Origin of the sequence: Thermomonospora echinospora, assembly GCF_900108175.1 — a bacterium.
Lineage (GTDB): Bacteria > Actinomycetota > Actinomycetes > Streptosporangiales > Streptosporangiaceae > Thermomonospora > Thermomonospora echinospora.
In genome coordinates this window covers 308,485-327,221 of record NZ_FNVO01000004.1, presented here as the reverse complement: position 1 = coordinate 327,221, position 18,737 = coordinate 308,485, and the positions used below count along the sequence as shown (strand labels likewise).

The 18,737-nt window shown below is 70.6% G+C and carries 20 protein-coding genes; 5 read left to right on the top strand and 15 right to left on the bottom strand.

The window, feature by feature from the left end; all coding sequences use genetic code 11:
- Window positions 1-470: 470 nt before the first annotated feature.
- Window positions 471-698, top strand: a complete 228-nt coding sequence (locus C4U03_RS11745; RefSeq protein WP_103937755.1) for a hypothetical protein — start codon at window positions 471-473, stop codon at window positions 696-698.
- An 86-nt stretch (window positions 699-784) separates the two neighbouring features.
- On the opposite strand, the gene C4U03_RS11740 is transcribed toward C4U03_RS11745, so the two are convergent.
- Complete coding sequence (locus tag C4U03_RS11740) at window positions 785-2,401, bottom strand: MDR family MFS transporter (protein ID WP_103937754.1); 1,617 nt, start codon at window positions 2,399-2,401, stop codon at window positions 785-787.
- A 179-nt stretch (window positions 2,402-2,580) separates the two neighbouring features.
- Here C4U03_RS11740 and C4U03_RS11735 point away from each other — a divergent pair, with 179 nt between their 5' ends.
- The 3 genes from C4U03_RS11735 to C4U03_RS11725 all read left to right on the top strand — a co-directional run bounded on the left by C4U03_RS11735 (window position 2,581) and on the right by C4U03_RS11725 (window position 6,337).
- Window positions 2,581-3,165: a TetR/AcrR family transcriptional regulator gene (locus C4U03_RS11735; protein WP_235017823.1), complete on the top strand. Its 585-nt coding sequence runs from the start codon at window positions 2,581-2,583 to the stop codon at window positions 3,163-3,165.
- A 683-nt stretch (window positions 3,166-3,848) separates the two neighbouring features.
- Complete coding sequence (locus C4U03_RS11730) at window positions 3,849-4,706, top strand: glycoside hydrolase family 26 protein (RefSeq protein ID WP_146087341.1); 858 nt, start codon at window positions 3,849-3,851, stop codon at window positions 4,704-4,706.
- Between the two features lie 410 nt (window positions 4,707-5,116).
- Entirely contained in the window at window positions 5,117-6,337 is a 1,221-nt protein-coding gene (locus tag C4U03_RS11725) for a cytochrome P450 family protein (RefSeq protein WP_103937751.1), read from the top strand.
- Between the two features lie 50 nt (window positions 6,338-6,387).
- On the opposite strand, the gene C4U03_RS11720 is transcribed toward C4U03_RS11725, so the two are convergent.
- The 5 genes from C4U03_RS11720 to msrA form a co-directional block, all read right to left on the bottom strand.
- Window positions 6,388-6,576 (bottom strand): hypothetical protein, encoded by a 189-nt coding sequence (locus C4U03_RS11720; RefSeq protein WP_103937750.1) that lies wholly within the window; start codon window positions 6,574-6,576, stop codon window positions 6,388-6,390.
- Window positions 6,577-6,668: 92 nt separating this feature from the next.
- Window positions 6,669-6,986, bottom strand: a complete 318-nt coding sequence (locus C4U03_RS11715) for a hypothetical protein (RefSeq protein WP_103937749.1) — start codon at window positions 6,984-6,986, stop codon at window positions 6,669-6,671.
- A 115-nt stretch (window positions 6,987-7,101) separates the two neighbouring features.
- Window positions 7,102-7,395 carry a helix-turn-helix domain-containing protein gene (locus tag C4U03_RS11705; protein WP_103937748.1) on the bottom strand — a complete coding sequence of 98 codons (294 nt, stop codon included), beginning with the start codon at window positions 7,393-7,395 and terminating at the stop codon, window positions 7,102-7,104.
- Between the two features lie 5 nt (window positions 7,396-7,400).
- Window positions 7,401-7,751, bottom strand: coding sequence for a type II toxin-antitoxin system RelE/ParE family toxin (locus C4U03_RS11700; RefSeq protein ID WP_103937747.1), 351 nt, complete (start codon window positions 7,749-7,751; stop codon window positions 7,401-7,403).
- 68 nt (window positions 7,752-7,819) lie between these two features.
- The gene (gene msrA, locus C4U03_RS11695) at window positions 7,820-8,479 is read right to left on the bottom strand and encodes a peptide-methionine (S)-S-oxide reductase MsrA (RefSeq protein WP_103937746.1); all 660 of its coding nucleotides are present in this window, start codon (window positions 8,477-8,479) and stop codon (window positions 7,820-7,822) included.
- Window positions 8,480-8,559: 80 nt separating this feature from the next.
- On the opposite strand from msrA, the gene rarD reads away from it, so the two are divergent.
- The gene (rarD, locus tag C4U03_RS11690) at window positions 8,560-9,534 is read left to right on the top strand and encodes an EamA family transporter RarD (protein WP_103937745.1); all 975 of its coding nucleotides are present in this window, start codon (window positions 8,560-8,562) and stop codon (window positions 9,532-9,534) included.
- Window positions 9,535-9,544: 10 nt separating this feature from the next.
- Here rarD and C4U03_RS42455 read toward each other — a convergent pair whose 3' ends face one another.
- The 9 genes from C4U03_RS42455 to nuoL form a co-directional block, all read right to left on the bottom strand.
- On the bottom strand, window positions 9,545-9,673 hold the full coding sequence (locus C4U03_RS42455) for a hypothetical protein (RefSeq protein WP_268817502.1): 129 nt from the start codon (window positions 9,671-9,673) through the stop codon (window positions 9,545-9,547).
- 63 nt (window positions 9,674-9,736) lie between these two features.
- Window positions 9,737-10,594 (bottom strand): ABC transporter permease, encoded by an 858-nt coding sequence (locus C4U03_RS11685; RefSeq protein ID WP_103937744.1) that lies wholly within the window; start codon window positions 10,592-10,594, stop codon window positions 9,737-9,739.
- Complete coding sequence (locus C4U03_RS11680; RefSeq protein WP_103937995.1) at window positions 10,591-11,439, bottom strand: ABC transporter ATP-binding protein; 849 nt, start codon at window positions 11,437-11,439, stop codon at window positions 10,591-10,593. Before C4U03_RS11680 ends, C4U03_RS11685 begins: the two co-directional genes overlap by 4 nt.
- A gap of 50 nt (window positions 11,440-11,489) precedes the next feature.
- On the bottom strand, window positions 11,490-11,954 hold the full coding sequence (locus C4U03_RS11675) for a Clp protease N-terminal domain-containing protein (protein WP_103937743.1): 465 nt from the start codon (window positions 11,952-11,954) through the stop codon (window positions 11,490-11,492).
- The gene (locus C4U03_RS11670) at window positions 11,947-12,183 is read right to left on the bottom strand and encodes a helix-turn-helix domain-containing protein (RefSeq protein WP_103937742.1); all 237 of its coding nucleotides are present in this window, start codon (window positions 12,181-12,183) and stop codon (window positions 11,947-11,949) included. Before C4U03_RS11670 ends, C4U03_RS11675 begins: the two co-directional genes overlap by 8 nt.
- A gap of 489 nt (window positions 12,184-12,672) precedes the next feature.
- Complete coding sequence (locus C4U03_RS11665; protein ID WP_103937994.1) at window positions 12,673-13,614, bottom strand: polyprenyl synthetase family protein; 942 nt, start codon at window positions 13,612-13,614, stop codon at window positions 12,673-12,675.
- 94 nt (window positions 13,615-13,708) lie between these two features.
- Window positions 13,709-15,274, bottom strand: a complete 1,566-nt coding sequence (nuoN, locus tag C4U03_RS11660; protein WP_103937741.1) for an NADH-quinone oxidoreductase subunit NuoN — start codon at window positions 15,272-15,274, stop codon at window positions 13,709-13,711.
- Complete coding sequence (locus tag C4U03_RS11655) at window positions 15,271-16,821, bottom strand: NADH-quinone oxidoreductase subunit M (RefSeq protein ID WP_103937740.1); 1,551 nt, start codon at window positions 16,819-16,821, stop codon at window positions 15,271-15,273. The genes nuoN and C4U03_RS11655 overlap by 4 nt, the downstream gene beginning before the upstream one ends.
- A complete protein-coding gene (gene nuoL / locus C4U03_RS11650) occupies window positions 16,821-18,731 on the bottom strand; it encodes an NADH-quinone oxidoreductase subunit L (RefSeq protein ID WP_103937739.1) in 1,911 nt (636 codons plus the stop codon). The genes C4U03_RS11655 and nuoL overlap by 1 nt, the downstream gene beginning before the upstream one ends.
- Window positions 18,732-18,737 lie beyond the last annotated feature (6 nt).

The window sequence follows — 18,737 nt, the reverse complement described above, 5'->3', positions numbered from 1 at the left end:
GGTACGCCAGGAATTCGGTCGAAACCGGGCGATGGGGTCGCATAGGCTCGCCAACTCAGGGCAGTGAGCCCGCGTCATCTGAGATCGACGGATCAGCTCGATCGGCGGATTAAGCTCCGCCGAGAGGGGGGAGATGATCACCATGGCACGGCAGCAACTCATCAGACGCCCCAGGCCCCCACGTCAGCCGACCCCGACGGACCTCCGGACGCCATCCGGGCGGATCCTGCCGTACTGATCCCCACTGACCTGCACCGAGGCCGCGGACAGGGCGCCCACCAGGCGCCCCACCCGCGGCCTCGCCGCTTCCCCGGCACCGTCCGCCTGCTCGGCACCGTCCGCCTGCTCGGCACCGTCCGCCTGCTCGGCACCGTCCGCCTGCTCGGCACCGTCCGCTTGCCCGGCACCGTCCGCTTGCCCGGCGCCACGGCTGGCCGCATCGGTGCCCGTTCGTGGGGTAGGGCGTTCGCATGGACGACAGGCAGCAGGCCGACCACGGCCTCGTCGAGGAGCAGGGGGTGAACGCCGGGCCCGCGATCGACGAGGAGCCGGGACCGGCACCGGCCGGAGCGGACCGCGAGGGGCCCGAGCCGCCGGACGAGCCGGGGGCCGGCACCGCCCTGTCGGAGGAGATGGCCGGTCTTCCCGAACAGCGGCCGGGGTATCCCGGCCAGCAGAACTCCGTCGACACCGGCTGACCGCACCGGCCGCCGGTGCGCGGACGGCCTGACGGCGCAGGGCCGGCACCCCTACGGGTGCCGGCCCTGCGCAGATCGGGTCCGGGTCAGCTCTTGCGCGCCGCGTGCCTGGGAGCCGCGTGCTTGGGCCCGGCGTGCTTGGGCCCGGCCGGCGCGACCTGGGGCGCCTGCGCCTCGCCGTCCACAGCGGGCGGCTTGGCGGTGGCCAGGTCCAGGGTGCCGCGCAGGGTGACCGACTTGAGCGCCAACGCCGCGAGGATGCTCACGACCCCCAGGGCGGCGGAGATCAGGAAGATGTGGCCGGTGGCGTCGCCGTAGGCGGCCCGCACGACCAGCTGGACGGGAGGAGGCAGCGCGCCGATGTCCAGGCTGCCGGTGGCGTTGCCGGAGGAGCCGGCGCCCATGCCGGCCGCGGCCAGCTTCTCGGTGATGGTCGAGGAGACCTGGTTGGCCAGCACGGCGCCGAGCACCGACACCCCGATCGTCCCGCCGAGCGAGCGGAAGAACGTCACCGTGCCGCTGGCCGCGCCCAGTTCCTTGAGCGCCACCGAGTTCTGCACGATCAGCACCAGGTTCTGCATGGAGCCGCCGACGCCCACGCCGACCAGCAGCATCCCGACGCCCAGCAGCACCAGCGAGGTCTCGTGGTCCATGGTGGACAGCACCGCGAAACCGGCGGTGAGTACCACGGTGCCGAACACGATGAACGGCTTGACCTTGCCGGTCGTGGTGGTCAGCCGTCCGATGATGGTGGAGGAGAACAGCACCCCGACCATCATCGGGATGGTGAGCAGGCCCGCCTCGGTGGGGCTGTAACCGCGGCCGATCTGGAAGTACTGGCCGAGGAAGACCGAGCCGCCGAACATCGCCGACCCGACGGCGACGCTGGCGACGATGGCCAGCGCGGTGTTGCGGCGTACGACGATGGGCAGCGGCACCACCGGCTCGGCCGCCCGCGACTCGACCCACACCGCCGCGGCCAGGATGAGCAGCCCGCCGCCCACCATGGCCCCGGACTGCCACGACAGCCAGGCGAAGGAGTCGTCCACGAAGGTGACCCAGATCAGCAGGATGCTCACGCCCGCGGCGATCAGGGTCGCACCCAGGTAGTCGATCTTCACGTCCGCCCGCCGGATCACCGGCAGGTGCAGGGTCTTCTGCAGCAGCAGGAAGGCCAGAGCCGCGATGGGCACCCCGACGAAGAAGCACCAGCGCCAGCCCAGCCAGGAGGTGTCCACGATCAGTCCGCCCAGCAGCGGGCCCCCCACGGTGGCCACGGCCATCACGGCGCCGATGTAGCCCATGTACCGGCCGCGCTCACGGGGCGGGATCATCGCGCCGATCACGATCTGCACCAGGATCTGCAGGCCGCCCACTCCCAGTCCCTGGAACGCGCGGGCCGCAATCAGCTGCTCGGTGTTCTGTGCGAAGCCGGAGATCAGCGAGCCCACCGTGAAGATCGTGATGGACAGCTGCACCAGCCGCTTCTTGCTGTACAGGTCGGCCAGCTTGCCCCAGATGGGGGTGGTGGCGGTGGAGGTCAGCAGGGTCGCCGTCACCACCCAGGTGTACTGCGACTGGTTGCCGCCCAGCGCGCCGATGATCCGCGGCAGCGCGGTGCTGACCACGGTGGCGCTGAGCATGGCGACGAACAGCACCAGCATCAGGCCGCTGAGCGCCTCCAGCGTCTGCCGATGGGTCATCGGCGCCGGTGAGGACGAATCCGAAGTCAAGTACTGCCTCCCAGGGATGCGGCGTGGAACCACGGGACCGGTGGACCAGGGGGGTGAACGTCCGGCCGCGAGCAATATATTCCCGGTGGGCAAATTTACCCAATGAGCAACTTCACACGATCCCCGCTATGGTGAGTGCCGTGGGAACCATGCCCGGCCTGCGCGAGCGCAAGAAGGCCGCCACCCGGCAGGCGCTGCACGAGGCCGCGATGCGGCTGGCGGTCGAGCACGGCCTGGAGCAGGTCACCGTGGAGGCCATCGCCGACCTGGCGGGCGTCTCCCGCCGGACGTTCTCCAACTACTTCGCCGGCAAGGAGGACGCCCTGCTCTACGGCGACGAGGAGCGGCTGCGCACCCTGGTGGACGCGTTCGCCGTCCGGCCGCCCGACGAGCCCTCCTGGACCGCCCTGCGCCACGCCTTCGACGACCTCTACTCCCGCCTCGGCCGCAGCCCCGACCCCGAATGGGCCCAGCGGGTCCGCCTCGTCAAGAAGCACCCCTCGCTGCTGGGCCGCCAGATGGCCAACTACGCCACCACCGAGCAGCGCCTCGCCGAGCTGATCGGCCAGCGCGACGGGACGTCTCCCGGCTCCACCAGGCCCCGCATCATGGCCGCCGCCTTCCTGCACGGCATCCGCATCGCCTCGACCCTCTGGGTGGAGGAGCAGCCGCCGCGCCCGTTCGAGGAGATCGCCCACGAGGTCATGGACGAACTCGCCCGCCCCTTCCACTGACCGACCCCGGCATTGCCGGGCCGGGGTCAGCCCCTTGTCACCATCCGGCTGCCTCGCTCTTCGGGCCGTAAGTTTTATTCTGAATGCATGTCCGAACTCGTCATCGCCCTGGTCATCGCGTACCTCTTGACCCATTGACACCGGGACCGCCAAGCCCCGGTAAAGGTCACCCGTCCCCGTTCCCGACCCCGATCCGTTCCGCCGCGACCGACCCTCGGCGCGGACACCCTCACCACCGCTCCGAGCTGCCGCGAGCCGGGTCAACGACGCCCCGTCTCGCCCGGTCCCCCGACCGGTCGGCGGCCGGAAGGATCACGCACATCGAAAGATCGCCGCTACGGAATCACACCTCCGTCATGACCGCCCATCAGGCCCACGACGGAAATCTCGCCCTGCCCCGATAACGGGCCCCACCGGCGTCACCGAGTTCCGCCGCAGTTCTCATCGGCCTCGGCAGAGCCGTTTTCTGGAAATACCGCTTCCTCGGGACATGGTTCCCAAGCCGGCCGTCTGGTTTCATCGCCGTCACCGCCCCGCACGGACTTGTGACTTAATCCGCACTCGGCATCTGGATAGCCTAAAGTCCACAATCCAACACCCTGCGTTAGCTAGCAGGTCGGTGCCATCGCGTGGTGGCCCGGCTCTGCCGGCGCGGGGAGGGGCCGGGCCAGGGAGGTGGTGTGATGCCACCGTCAGGAAGCCGCGACGCGATGCTGATCGGGGCGGCCACGGAAAATCGGAAGGGCGCGGACTTCGAGGGCAAGAGCGCGGCGGCGGGGCCATGGACGGTGCGCCGTTCCTACACCCAACCCACCTCAGGCTGGCCGGTGGCCACGTTCGCCGAGTCCACCGCAGGGCCCGACATCGGCAGGCGCGCCTCGGTCTGGAGCGCGAAACCGCCCGTCACCGCGGTGTCGTCCCGCTCCCTGGACGCGCGGATCCGCTCGTTCCTGCGCTCCATCCCCAAGAGCCACCCCACGTTCGTGACCATCTGGCACGAACCCGACGCGAAGATCAGGCGGCGTCTGTTCACCCTGCGGGAGTACAAGGCCGGATTCCGCCGGTTCTGCCAGTTGGTGCGCGAGGTCCAGGCCGAGGGGTGGCACCGCCTCTACACCTACCAGTGCGTCACGAGCTGGGCGGGCCAGCGTCCGCGGCCCGGAACCACCTACGCCGAGATGTGGCCGGGCGACGGCCTCGTCGACGTGTTCGCCGTGGACGGCTACTCGTCGGTCGGTACGACGGGAGGGCTGTGGGGGCCGGCACTGGAGTTCGCCCGCTCCAAGGGGGTGCCGTGGGCGATCGCCGAGATCGGCTGGTCGTCGCCCGAGACCGCGACCCCCGCATGGCTGCGGGACCAGGCGGGTTACGCCGCGAGCCACGGGTCGGGCGGGCGTTCCCGCTGTGCGTTCATGTGCTTCTTCGATGTGGCCGGCCCCTTGGGCGGCATCCCCACCCCGGGCGACGACGCCGCCGGCCAGGCCGAATGCCGCCGGATCTCCGCCGCCTACCACAGCGACTACCGGCGTTTCGTCCTGTGAACGGCGGTCCAAGGCGCCACCATTCCGTCTCTCCCAGCCCCTGATCCGGACAGTAGCCGCCGTAGCAAAGAGCCCATTCCACCCCGGCTCGTGACTCTGCGTGGCCGGCGCCGGGCCCCCTGGCCCTGCCGTGGAAGCGGCCGGACCCGCAGGCCACGGCGTCGGCCCGGACACGTCCGGTGGCCCGTTGACCGACCAGGACGGCACGTTGGAAAGAACTCAGAGTACGACTAGCCCGAATATCGGCGCCGTCAGGAATTTCATTATCGGATGCACTTTCGTGCCAGGTGAGGTCGATATCGCACACCGGTCACATTGTTGATCTTTTGAACGTCTTGCCCTGGGCGACCAGGAGGGATAGTGATGAAACCGTCTGCCACTGACCGTCCTCTTCAGCCAAGTGGGGTCATATGACAACGAGCCTCCCGCCCTTCCCCGCCGCAGACGAAAAGCCGCTCGACACCTACATCCGGCTGCGGGAGATCGCTCCCGTGGTCGAGGTGGAGTTCCCCGGAGGCGTCCCCGCCTACCTGGCGCTGACCCACAACGCCGTACGGGAGATCCTCGCCGGGGACAACACGACCTTCCTACGGGATCCGCAGCGCTGGCCCGCCCTGTACGACGGGTCGGTCCCCGAGGACTGGCCGCTGCGCACCGTCACCGAGGCCAGTCACCTGTCCACCAAGGACGGCGACGACCACCGGCGGCTGCGCGGCCTGGTCGGCAAGGCGTTCACGCCCGCCCGGGTACGGGCGCTGGAGCCGCGCGTCCAGCAGATCGTGGACGGTCTGCTCGACGACGTGGTGGCCGCCGGGGACGGTGTCGACCTGGTCCCCGCCTTCACCGAGGCGCTGCCGATGTGGGTGATCTGCGAGCTGTTCGGCGTACCCGCCGAGGAGCGGCTCCGGCTGCGCGACTGGACGTCCGCGTTGCTGGCGCACACCACTTCGTCGGAGGAGGCGTTCGCGACGCAGCACGCCTTCCAGGGCTATCTGCACGAGCTGGTGAAGCGCAAGCAGCGGGACCCGGGCGACGACCTCACCTCCGGCCTGGTCCAGGCCCGCGACGAGGGTGACCGGCTCACCACCGACGAACTGGTCGGCGTGCTGTGGCTGATGCTCCTCGCCGGTCATGAGACCACCGTTCACCTGCTCGGGCACGCCATCGTGGCGCTGGCCCAGCACCCCGACCAGCTCGCCCTGGCCAAGGCCGAGGACCGCTGGGCCGACGTGGTCGAGGAGACCCTGCGCTACCGCAACTCGGTGATGATGACCGGCTTCCGCTTCACCGCCGAGGACGTGACCATCGCCGGGGTGCACATCCCCAAGGGCCGCGCGGTCGGCGTGGTCTACCAGACGACCGGCATCGACCCGGCGCAGTATGGCGAGGGCGCGGACCGGTTCGACATCACTCGGGAACAGACCGGCCACCTCGGCTTCGGCCACGGCCCCCGCTACTGCATCGGCGCCCCCCTGGCCCGCCTGGAGAGCCGTCTGGCCCTCGCCTCCCTGTACCGACGACTACCAGAGCTCAGCCTCGCGATCGCCCCGGACGACATCCCCTACTCCCCGTCCTTCTTCACCGTCGGCCCACTCTCCCTGCCGATCACCCTCGGCACCGTCAAGCCCTGACACCTCACCCCTGGCCCGGCAGCCCGAGGCCAGGCCACTCCCCCTACCCCTCACAGGCGGGTGGGGCGTTGGTGGATCCGGTGTTGGTGCTGTGCGGCGTGTGTCGGCCAGAACTCCAGCGCCCCGCGGATCTGCATGCGCAAGTCCTCGGATCGAGTGGCTTCCAGCAGCCGCCGGCCACCGGCCACCGAGACCCTCGCCCGCCACTGGCCGGAGGTCAGCCCGAACCACACCGCCACGCCAGGGAAATCGTTGCCGAACTCGCGGCGGGCCAGCAGCCAGGCGTGCTGGAGGACCTCGGCGCTCCCAGACGGCTGTGCGCAGAACCAGGCTACGAGCCCGGAACCCGAGGCGAATCGCTGAGGATCAGATCGGCCATCCGGACCAAGCGTGCGACATAACCGTGTCCTTCTCCGTGACGAAGGCGCGGCAGAAGATCTCTGAGAGCACGGGCGCAGTCGTCCAGCACGAGCCGCTGGTGGTCGCTCAACCGGCCGCCCACGTAACCGGTCACGCACCCGGCCGTATAGGCGTCGAGCAGCGCGACCGGTTCTCCGTGGATCTCCACTCCCTTGAGATCGTCAGGGAAGGCCAGCCCAAGATGCTCCGCCCACAGAACCGAGACCTCGTCGGAGGTCGCCCAGCTCACTCAGCCGGAGCGACGCCGACCGGGCAGGAGACGCCGAGGCCGCAGTAGCCGTTGGGGTTTTTATTGCTTGACAAGTACCACTGGTGGCCATGGTCGCTGGGCATGATCGCCCGGTTCATGCCGCTGGGGCGCGAAGCTGGACGACGAGCTCGGCGCCGAGGGCGTTGGCAAGGCGTTCGAGGACGGGCAGTGTCGGAACGGTGCCGCCGGCCTCGAATCTGGCCACGGCCGACTGCGTCATCTCGGCTGCCTCGGCCAGCCGGGTCTGGCTCCAGCCACGCTCCTCGCGCAGGGCCCGGACGGTACGCCCCAGTTCATAGGCCAGCCGAGTGGCCGCGTAAGCCTCGGCGGCCCCGGGCTCGGCCATGCGGCGCTCCCGCAACGCACCCCAGTCGGACCGCTCTCCCATCGGCCTCACTCCTCCTCCGCGTCCACCGTATGCACTTCAGCCATGCACAGCCGCAGCGCTCGGCGAGCCCGCTCGACCTCTCGATCTTCCCGCATGCGCGTCTTGTGGAACACCGTGAGCAGGATGATCCGTCTGCCCGGAGCTATCCAGTACGTCACGCGCACGGCCTCGCTGCCCAGATGAAACCGCAGCTCTCGCAGCTTGCCGTCGAGCTGCCGAGTGTACGGTTCGCTCAGCAGCACCCCTTGATCGGCGAGCAGATCGATGTAGAACGCCGCGGCGGCGAACTGCGCGGTCGGCAGGCGCTCCAGCCATTCCCGTACCTCCGGTTCAAGCTCCACGGTACCCCAGCTCATAGCATCGATGCTATAAAGCGGGCCACACATCCAGCCGGGCGTTCACCGGATCAAACCGCAGTGAAGTGTCAGCCGTCCGCAGGCGCGATGCCCACGGGGCAGGAGACGCCGGTGCCGCCGAGGCCGCAGTAGCCGTTGGGGTTCTTGGCGTCGGACAAGTACTGCTGGTGGTAGGGCTCGGCGTAGTAGAAGGGGGTGGCGGGGGTGATCTCGGTGGTGATGGGGCCGTGGCCGGCGGCGGTGAGGGAGCGCTGGTAGGCGTCGCGGGAGGCTTCGGCGGTCTTCTGCTGGGCGTCGGAGTGGGTGTAGACGGCCGAGCGGTACTGGGTGCCCACGTCGTTGCCCTGGCGCATGCCCTGGGTGGGGTCGTGGGACTCCCAGAAGACGCGCAGGAGCTGCTCGTAGGTGACCTTGGCGGGGTCGTAGACGACGCGGACGGCCTCGGCGTGGCCGGTGCGGCCGCTGCAGACCTCTTCGTAGGTGGGGTTGGGGGTGTAACCGCCCTGGTAGCCGACGGCGGTGGTGATGACGCCGGGGGTCTGCCAGAACTTGCGCTCGGCGCCCCAGAAGCAGCCCAGGGCGAAGTCGGCGATCTCGCTGCCCTCGGGATAGGGGGGCGTGAGCGGGGTGCCCAGCACCTCGTGGGCGGGCGGGACGGGCATCGGGGTGTCACGGCCGGGCAGGGCCGCCTCGGGAGAGACCATCTCGGTCTTGAAGAAGCCGAACACCTCTTCAGAGTATCCGGCGGTCCGGGCGACCCACAGCGTGACATTAACGTCATATATTTTCGGTGATTACCGCTGATACGGTGACCGGCGTGACCGATCGGCGTGGCTTGGTGTCCGGAATCGCGGCGTACGTGTTGTGGGGACTGTTCCCGCTCTACTGGCCGCTGCTGAAGCCCGCCGGGGCCGTCGAGATCCTGGCGCACCGGGTCATGTGGTCGTTGGCCGCCGTGCTGGTGGTGCTGGCGGTGCTCCGGCGCTGGCGCTGGATCCGCGCACTGTCGCCGCGCCGGCTGGGACTGCTGGTGGTGGCGGCGACGGTGATCAGCTTCAACTGGGGCACCTACATCTACGCGGTCAACACCGGGCACACCATCGAGGCCGCGCTCGGATACTTCATCAACCCGCTGATCAGCGTGCTGCTCGGGGTGCTGGTGTTCCGGGAACGGCTGCGGCCCTGGCAGTGGTCGGCGGTCGGGCTGGGCGCGCTGGCGGTGGTGGTGCTGGCCGTGGACTACGGACGCCCGCCCTGGATCGCGCTGGTGCTGGCCTGCTCGTTCGGGACGTACGGGCTGGTCAAGAAGTTCGCCGACATGCCGTCGGCGGAGAGCCTGGCGGCCGAGACCGCGGTGATCTTCCTGCCCGCGCTGGGGTACGTGCTGGTGCTGGAGGCCCATGGCACCGCCGCCTTCGCCCACGAGGGCACGGTGAACGCGCTGCTGCTGGTGGGCGGCGGGCTGGTGACGGCGGTGCCGCTGCTGCTGTTCAACACGGCGGCGGTCCGGATCCCGATGAGCACCCTGGGGATGCTGCAGTACCTGGCGCCGGTGCTGCAGTTCCTCATCGGGCTGCTGGTGCAGCACGAGCCGATGCCCGCCAGCCGGTGGATCGGCTTCCTGCTGGTATGGGCCGCCCTGGCGATCCTGACGTTCGACGGGCTGCGCGCCGCACACCGCAGCAGGCTCCCCGCCACCCCCGAGAAAGCACCAGGGAACGCCCCGGGGAACGCGCCCGAGGGCACGCCGGGCAGGCTCAGCCCCGCCGGCGAGACCCCCTAGTAGGGCTCGGTTAGGTGGGGACTGGTCTGGCGTGCCGGTGCAGGTGGGCGCCGCAGGTGGGGCAGCGCCCGGCCCAGGAGGCCAGGAGGGCTTGCAGTTCGGCCACCAGCTGGAACGCCCCGCAATACTGCCAGGCCACCCTCCACCCCCCGCAGCAGATCGGGACATACACACAAAAACCACCCCACCTAACCAGGCCCTGCTAGCGCACCGACCGGGCGGCCGACTCCCTGTCCGCCGCCATCCGGGAGCCGCAGGCGCGCCGCGCCGCGCGGCGCAGGACGACGGGCGCGACGACCATGCCCGCCACCGCCCACGCCACCGGCACGCAGACCGCCTGCCAGGTCCGCCAGGAGCCGCCGATCTCCAGCACCGCCGCGGCGTCCGGCAGGAACGCCGAGCGCATCCCGAGCCCGACCCAATACACCGGGAACAGTTGCGCGACCGCCCGGACCCAGCCCCACAGCGCGTCCATCGGCAGGAGGACCCCGGAGACCCCCGCCAGCGCCAGCACGGGGAGCAGGCCCCACGTCCCGACCCGCTGCGGGCCGGACGCCAGCGACCCGATGACGATGCCGACGGGCATCATCGCCGCCAGGCCGAGCGCGGTCGCCCACAGGACTGTCAGCCAGCCGGCCGCCCCGCGCGGCGCCACGCCGTCGAACAGCAGCAGGCTCGGCCCGAGGATCACCGCGAACATCGGGAAGACCTGCATGGTCTGCAGGAGCACCTGGCCGGCGACGTAGCCGGTGACACCGTGCGGAACGGCCCTGGCGCGCAGCAGCGTGCCGTCCTCGCGCTCCACGGCCAGCGCGTACGCCGGGCCGGTGACCGCGCCGAAGGCGACGAGCATGGCGAGGATGCCCGGCAGCGCGGCCGACGGCACGGGCAGCGAGGTCCCCGCGACCTCGTCGTCGCGGTTCCAGAACAGGTAGAGCAGCACCCCGGCGGCCACGAACAGGTAGAAGCCGAGATCCTGCGGATTCTTGAGGCCGAGCCTGAACTCCGTCCAGCCGCGTGCGACACCGACGCGGACCGCGTGCGCCCGGTGGCCCGTCATACAGCCCCCTCCTCGTGCTGCCGCACCAACGCGAGGTAGGCGTCTTCGAGGCCGGGACGGCGAACGTCGAGGTCGGTGATCTCCTCGCCGTGCCGGGCGAACAGCCCCCGAACGAAGGCGGCGGCGTCCGGCGTCGTGCGGGCGAAGTGCTCGCCGCCCCGGCTCCAGCGCACCAGGGCGACGCCGATGGTCCGCCGGACGAGGTCGTCGGCGACGCCGTCGGCGACGATCCGTCCCCCCGCCAGGACCAGGATGCGGTCGGCGAGCCCGGCGGCCTCGTCGAGGTCGTGCGTCGTGAGCAGGATCGTCGTCGCCTCCTCGGCGACGAGTCGGCGCACCAGGTCGTGGAACTCCCGCCGCGCCAGAGGGTCGAGGCCGGCCGTCGGCTCGTCGAGGAACAGCAGCTCCGGCCGGCCGACGATCCCGGCGGCCACGTCGAGTCGACGGCGCTGCCCGCCGGACAGCAGGCGGATCGGCCGGTCCGCCCGCCCATCGAGCCCGACCATCCCGATCAGCTCGTCCACGTCGCGGGCACGGCCCCGGCCGGGGTCGGCATAGGGCGCGTAGTAACGGCCCAGATGGCGTAGCAGCATGCGCGGCGTCCACCTGCCGTGGTCGCGCCACGACTGGAGCACGACGCCGATCCGCGCCCGCCATTCCTCACCCGCGGTGGACGGATCGGCCCCGAGCACCTTGACGTCTCCGGCCGAGCGCTCGCGGAAGCCCTCCAGGATCTCGACCGTGGTGGTCTTGCCGGCGCCGTTGGGGCCCAGCAGGCACACGATCTCCCCGCGCCGGACCTCGAACCCGACGCCCCTGAGCACGTCGTCCGTGCCGTACCGCATGTACAGGTCCCGCACCGAGACGGTGGTGTCAGCGCGCACGGCGGCCTCCGTCAGATCCCCCGCAGGCGGGTGATGAGGGCGTCGCGGTCGACGCCCGCGATCGCCAGCGCGCGCGGGACCGTGCCCAGTTCCGCCTGGAGGAGGCCGATCAGCAGGTTCCGTTCCGCACCCCGCGTCCGGCCGATGCCTAGTTCGGCGTTCTTGAGTGCGGCCTTCGCGGACGCGCCCCAGCCCGGACGCGACTGGCGCGGGCTCGCGACGAGCCGCTCCTCGTCCACCGGGCCGATGCCGGCGACGGCCAGGCTCTGCACGTGCTCCTCTCGCAGGGCGGCCTCGGTCGCCTCGTAGTCCAGACCGGCTTCGGCGAGCACCACCGTGACGGCCGGCGGGCCGTCGGCCGCCAGGGCGAGCAGCAGGTGCTCCGCCTCGACCGTCGCCGACCCGCGCCCGCGGGCCTCCTCGATCGCGCGTTCCAGCACCGGACGCAGCGACGTCCGCGACGCCGTCTCAGCCATTGCGCCTCCTCAGTTCGATGCCCGCGGCGACGAGCCGCCGCAGGTGCTTCTTGTGCACGGCTTGGCGGGTCACTCCCAGCGCCTCGGCGACCTGCGTCCACGACCAGCCCGCGCGCATGGCCCGCTCGACCGCCGCGTCCTCCAGCCGGTCGGCCAGTTCACGCAGGGCGACCACGGCGGCGAGTTCGTCGGCGAGGCCGCCGGTCGGAGGGATCTCTTTCGGGCTCATATAAGCAACTTAGATTGCTTATATGAGCTTGTCAATCTCAGTTGCTTATCTTGCGGTGAGGTCCCGCGGGGACGGCACCGCCCGGGACGCATCCCTGCACCACTGCAAGGTCGAGTGCACCACCGCAGCGGCCGTTCGGCATCGACGGCGGGTGGCATGCGGGGTGGCATGGCGATCAGGGGCGTGGCCGACTGCCCGAACTCACGCCCGAGGCCATGGCGAATTCACGACTGCGCCCGGGGCTGCTCCTGCGCCGCCGTCGGTACCCCACGTCGGCGACGAGCGGGGCCGCGGGCTCGCATGCCCTGATGGCGCAGGTTCCGCTCGCGTGTTCCGGTGAGGATCTGACGGCGCCCAGTCCGGGTGGCGCGGGTCTGCTGGGCCGACGTCAAGATCGGCGAAGACACGGCGGTCACGAGACCCCGGCGAAGGTCCGCGGCCACCGCTACGGCCGGGGCGGCCCTGCCAGGAGCCGGCCGTCCCGGCCGATCAGCCCGTCCGGGACACCACGTAGTCGCACAGGCCCGTGAACGCGTCGCGGGCGGGGATGGCGGGCAGGGTGAGCAGCTCGGCACGGGCGTCGTCGGCCCACCGCCGCAGATCGGCACGGGCCCGCTCCATCGCCGGATGGGCGCGCAGCAGCGCCAGCGCCTCGGCGTGCAGGGCGTCGTCGGTCAGGTCTCGCCCCAGCAGGTCGCGCAGCCGCGCGTCCGCCGGGTCGGTGGACGACAGCACGTGCAGGACCGGCAGGGTGCGGATGCCCTCGCGCAGGTCGGTGCCGGGGGTCTTGCCGGACTGCTCGGACTCCGAGGCGACGTCCAGGATGTCGTCCGACAGCTGGAAGGCCACACCGATCTTCTCGCAGGCCGAGGTGATGGTGTCGACCTCGTGCGGGCGGGCACCGGCCAGCAGCGCGCCCAGTTGCCCGGAGACCGCGATCAGCGAGGCGGTCTTGTCGGCCACCACCTGCAGGTAGTGCTTGAGCGGATCGGCGTCGGGGCCCGGCCCGGAGGTCTCGGCGATCTGCCCGCGCACCAGCCGGGCGAACGCGCGGGCCTGGATCCGCACCGCCTGCGGACCCAGATCGGCCAGCAGGTCCGAGGCGCGGGCGAACAGGTAGTCTCCGGTCAGGATGGCGACCGTGTTGGTCCAGCGGGTGTTGGCCGACACCTCGCCGCGCCGCATGGTCGCCTCGTCCATCACGTCGTCGTGGTAGAGCGTGGCCAGATGGGTCAGCTCGACCACCACCGCCGCGGGCACCACGCCCGCGGCGGCCGGGTCGCCGAAGTGGGACGCCAGCAGCACCAGCGCCGGGCGGAACCGCTTGCCGCCCGCCTCCACCAGATGCCGGGACGCCTCGGTCAGCAGCGGATCGTCGCAGACGATCGACTCCGCCAGCAGCCCCTCGACCGCCGTCAGGCGCTCGCGCATGTCCGCCGCGAGCGCGTCGTCGACCGGCAGCCCGAACGGCACGCCACTGTTCACCGAGAACCCCCTACGGACGGGCACCCGCGGGCGGCCCCCGTCAACGAACGAACATCTGGGAGGCGGCGGTCCCGGCCAGGTCGAGCACCGGCTGGGGCAGCACGCCGAGTACCACAGTAACCGTCAGGCCGAGCGCCACCGCAGTCGCGGTGGCCGGGCTGACCACCACCGAGGGACCGTCGGCCTCCGGGTCGCTGAAGAACATCACCACGATCACCCGGACGTAGAAGAACGCCGCGATCGCCGAGGCCAGCACGCCCACCACGACCAGCGGGGTCGCCCCGCCGTCCACCGCCGCCGAGAACACCGCGAACTTGCCGGTGAACCCGCTGGTCAGCGGAATCCCCGCCATGGCCAGCAGGAAGAAGGCGAACACCCCGGCGATCACCGGCGAGCGCCGGCCCAGCCCGGCCCAGCGGCTCAGGTGGGCCGCCTCGCCCCCGGCGTCGCGCACCATGGTGACCACGGCGAACGCGCCGATCGTGGTGAAGCCGTAGGCGGCCAGGTAGAACAGGGTGCCCGACAGGCCCTGCCGGGAGGTGGCGACCACCCCGGTCAGCAGGAAGCCCGCGTGCGCGATCGAGGAGTAGGCCAGCATCCGCTTGATGTCGGTCTGGGTGATCGCGACGACCGCCCCCACCACCATGGTGATGATGGCCACACCCCACATCGCCGGCCGCCAGTCCCAGCGCAGCGTCTCGAACCCGACGTAGTAGACCCGCAGCAGCGCACCGAACGCCGACACCAGCGTGCAGGACGCCATCAGCGCGGTGATCGGAGTCGGGGCCCCCTGGTAGACGTCCGGCTTCCACATGTGGAACGGCACCGCACCCAGCTTGAACAGCAGCCCGACCGACAGCAGCGCGATCCCGGCCAGCAGCAGCGTCTCGCCGCCGGCGCCCTGCCCGGCCTGCGCGGAGATGTCCGACAGCCGCACCGACCCGGCGTAGCCGTACAACAGCGCCGCCCCGTACAGGAAGAACGCCGAGGAGAACGCGCCCAGCAGGAAGTACTTGACCGCCGCCTCCTGCGACAGCAGCCGCCGCCGGCGGGCCAGCCCGCACAGCAGGTACAGCGGCAGCGAGAGCACCTCCAGCGCCACGAACATGGTCAGCAGGTCGTTGGAGGCCGGGAACATCAGCATCCCGCCCACCGCGAACATCATCAGCGGGAAGATCTCGGTCTGCGTGATGCCCGCCGACATGCTCTGCTGCTCGGCCTCGCTGCCCGGCAGCGCGGAGGCCTGCGCGGTGAAGTGGGCGGCGCTGCGCTCGGCGATCAGCAGCAGGCTGACCAGCGCCAGCACCAGGATGGTGCCCTGCAGGAACAGGGTGGGCCCGTCCACCCCGAGCGCGCCCATGGCCGCCACGTGGAACGGCTCGTGCCGCCAGGCCAGCACGATCGTCCACACGAACGCGGCCAGCAGCCCGGCAAAGGCCAGCGGCACCTGGATCCGGTAACGCCAGGGCCGCCCGGCGAGCGCCTCCACGAGCACGCCGAGCACGGCCACTCCGAAGACGATCAGCATCGGGGCGAGCTGGCCGTACTCGATGTGCGGCGCGGGGATGTCCCCGGGAGCCGCGATGATGTGCACTCCGGCGCTCACGGACGAGCCCCCTTCTCGGCGACGGTGGGCGTGGGATCGGTCTGCTGCACCACGCTGAGCGTGTGCTTGACCGACGGGTTGATCACGTCGAGCACCGGCTTGGGGAAGAAGCCCAGCGCCACGACGATCGCCAGGATCGGGGCGACGGCGGCCAGCTCACGCCGGGACAGGTCCTTGAACCCCGCCACCGCCTCGGTGGTGGGCCCGTTCATGGTGCGCTGGTAGGCCCACAGGATGTAGACGGCGGCCAGCACGATGCCCAGCGCGGCGATCACGGCGGCGACCTGGTAGCGGCTGAACGTGCCGACCAGCACCAGGAACTCCGACACGAACGGCGCCAGGCCCGGCAGCGACAACCCCGACAGCCCGGCGATCAGGAAGGCGCCGGCCAGCAGCGGCGCCACCTTCTGCACCCCGCCGAAGGCGTCGACGCGGGCCGAGCCGCGGCGCACCAGCAGGAACCCGACGATCAGGAACAGCGCGCCGGTGGAGAACCCGTGGTTGACCATGTAGAGCGCGGCGCCCGACTGGCCCTGCGAGGTCATCGCGAAGATGCCCAGCACGATGAACCCGAAGTGGGAGATCGAGGTGTAGGCGACCAGCCGCTTGAGATCGACCTGCCCGATCGCCAGCACCGCGCCGTAGATGATGCTGATCACCGCGAAGGTGAGCACCACCGGGGTGGCCCACTTCGAGGCGCCCGGGAACAGCTCCAGGCAGAACCGCATCATCCCGTAGGTGCCGACCTTGTCCAGCACGCCGACGATCAGCACCAGCGCGCCGGCCGGGGCCTGCCCGGCGGCGTCCGGCAGCCAGGTGTGCAGCGGCACCATCGGCGCCTTGATCGCGAACGCGATGAAGAAGCCCAGGAACAGCCACTTGGCGACGGTCGGGTCCAGGTTCAGCCCCTGCAGGTCGGCCAGCAGGAAGGTGTTCGGCCCGTACACGTACAGGGCGATCACCGCGACCAGCATCAGCAGCCCGCCGAACAGTGAGTACAGCAGGAACTTGACCGCCGCGTACGAGCGCTGCGGACCGCCGTAGGCCCCGATGAGGAAGTACACCGGGATCAGCATGGCCTCGAAGAACACATAGAACAGGAAGACGTCGGTGGCCGCGAAGACCCCGATCATCATCGCTTCAAGGGCCAGGACCAGCGCGAAGTAGGTCTTGACCGACTTGGCCGGGGCGCTCTCGCCCTCGGCGACCACGCCGCCGAACCGGTCGGCGTCGGTCCAGGAGGCCAGGATCACCAGCGGGACCAGGATCACCGACATCAGGATCAGCACCAGCGCGACGCCGTCCACGCCGACCGCCCAGTGCACCCCGAACGCGGGGATCCAGTCATAGGTCTCGGCGAACTGGAACCGCGACCCGCCGGTGTCGAAGCCGGCCGCCATCACGAAGGTGAGCACCGCCACCAGCGCCGAGACGCCCAGCGCCGCCTGCTTGGCGAGCGCGTCCCTGCCGCGCGGCAGCAGCGCCACACCCAGCGCGCCCAGGGCGGGCAGCGCGATGAGGACGCTCAGCCAGGGAAAGTCGTTCATCAAACGTTCACCACCAGCAGAGCGGCGACGACGACCGCCGCGCCGAGGAACATCGAGAGGGCGTAGGAGCGGACGAAGCCGGTCTGCAGCCGCCGGACCCGGCCCGAGGTACCGCCGACCCCGGCGGCCAGGCCGTTGACGAGGCCGTCCACACCCTTGTTGTCGAAGTAGACCGCCAGCCGGGTCAGCCACTGGCCGGGCCGCATGATCAGCGACTCGTTGATGGCGTCACCGTAGAGGTCCTTGCGGGCGGCCACCGTGAGGAACGAGCCCGCCGGGGCCTCGCGCGGCACCTTGCGGGCACCGTACTGCCGCCAGGCGATCGCCACGCCGATGACCATCAGCACGAACGCGGCGATGCCGGGGGCGGTGATCAGGTGGAACCCGTGGGCCTCGCCTCCGCCGACCACCGGCTCCAGGAAGTGCCCGAACGAGCCGAGCACCAGGAAGCCGCCGGCGAACAGCGAGCCGAGCGCCAGCAGCATCAGCGGGACGGTCATCACCTTGGGCGACTCGTGCGGGTGCACGTCCTCCTCCCAGCGGCGCTCGCCGTAGAAGGTCATGAACATCACCCGCGACATGTAGTAGGCGGTGATGGCCGCGCCCAGCAGCGCGCAGCCGCCGAGGATCATGCCGGAGGTGCCGCCCTTGTCGAAGGCGGCGGCGATGATCCCCTCCTTGGTGAAGAAGCCGGACAGGCCCGGGAAGCCGATGATCGCCAGGTAGCCGAGCCCGAAGGTGGCCCAGGTGATCACCATCATGGTGCGCAGCCCGCCGTAGTGGCGCATGTTCACGTCGTTCTTCATGCCGTGCATGACGGACCCGGCGCCCAGGAACAGCCCGGCCTTGAAGAAGCCGTGCGCGATCAGGTGGGCGATGGCGAACACGTAGCCGGCCGGGCCCAGGCCCGCCGCCAGCACCATGTAGCCGATCTGCGACATCGTCGAGCCGGCCAGCGCCTTCTTGATGTCGTCCTTGCCGCACCCGATGATCGCACCGGCCAGCAGGGTGGCCGCGCCCACGATCGTCACCGCCAGTTGGGCGTCGGGGGCCAGCTCGAAGATCGGGCCGGACCGGACGATCAGGTAGACGCCGGCGGTCACCATGGTGGCCGCGTGGATCAGCGCCGACACCGGGGTCGGGCCCTCCATCGCGTCCAGCAGCCAGGACTGCAGCGGCAGCTGGGCCGACTTGCCGCAGGCGCCGAGCAGCAGCAGCAACCCGATCGCGGTGGCGGTGCCCTGGCCGACCTGCTCGACCATGCCCAGGTGGTGGGCGCCCTCACCGAGGATCTGGGTGAAGCTCACCGTGCCGAACGTGGCGAACATCAGCGAGATCGCGATGACCATGCCCAGGTCGCCGACCCGGTTGACCACGAACGCCTTCTTGGCCGCCGTCGCCGCCGACGGCTTGTGCTGCCAGAACCCGATCAGCAGGTACGACGCCAGGCCGACGCCCTCCCAGCCGATGAACAGCCCGACGTAGTTGTCGGCCAGCACCAGCAGCAGCATCGCCGCCACGAACAGGTTCAGGTAGGCGAAGAACCGCCGCCGGTCATCGTCCTCGGCCATGTAGCCGATGGAGTAGATGTGGATCAGCGAGCCCACACCAGTGATCAGCAGCACGAAGCTGATGGACAGCGGGTCCACCAGCAGCCCCATGTCGAGCTTGAAGTGCCCGACGGTGAACCACTCGTACAGGTGGATCGTCCGCCGCCGCTCCTCGGGGTCGTACCCGAGCATCTGGACGAACATCGCCAGCCCGACGACGAACGCGCCCAGCGACATGCCGGTGCCCAGCAGGTGGCCCCACTTGTCGGTGCGCCGGCCGCCCAGCAGCAGGATCGCCGCACCCGCCAGCGGGAGGGCGATGAGAAGCCAGGCGACGGCCTGGATGCCTTCGGCCTTCATGCTCCA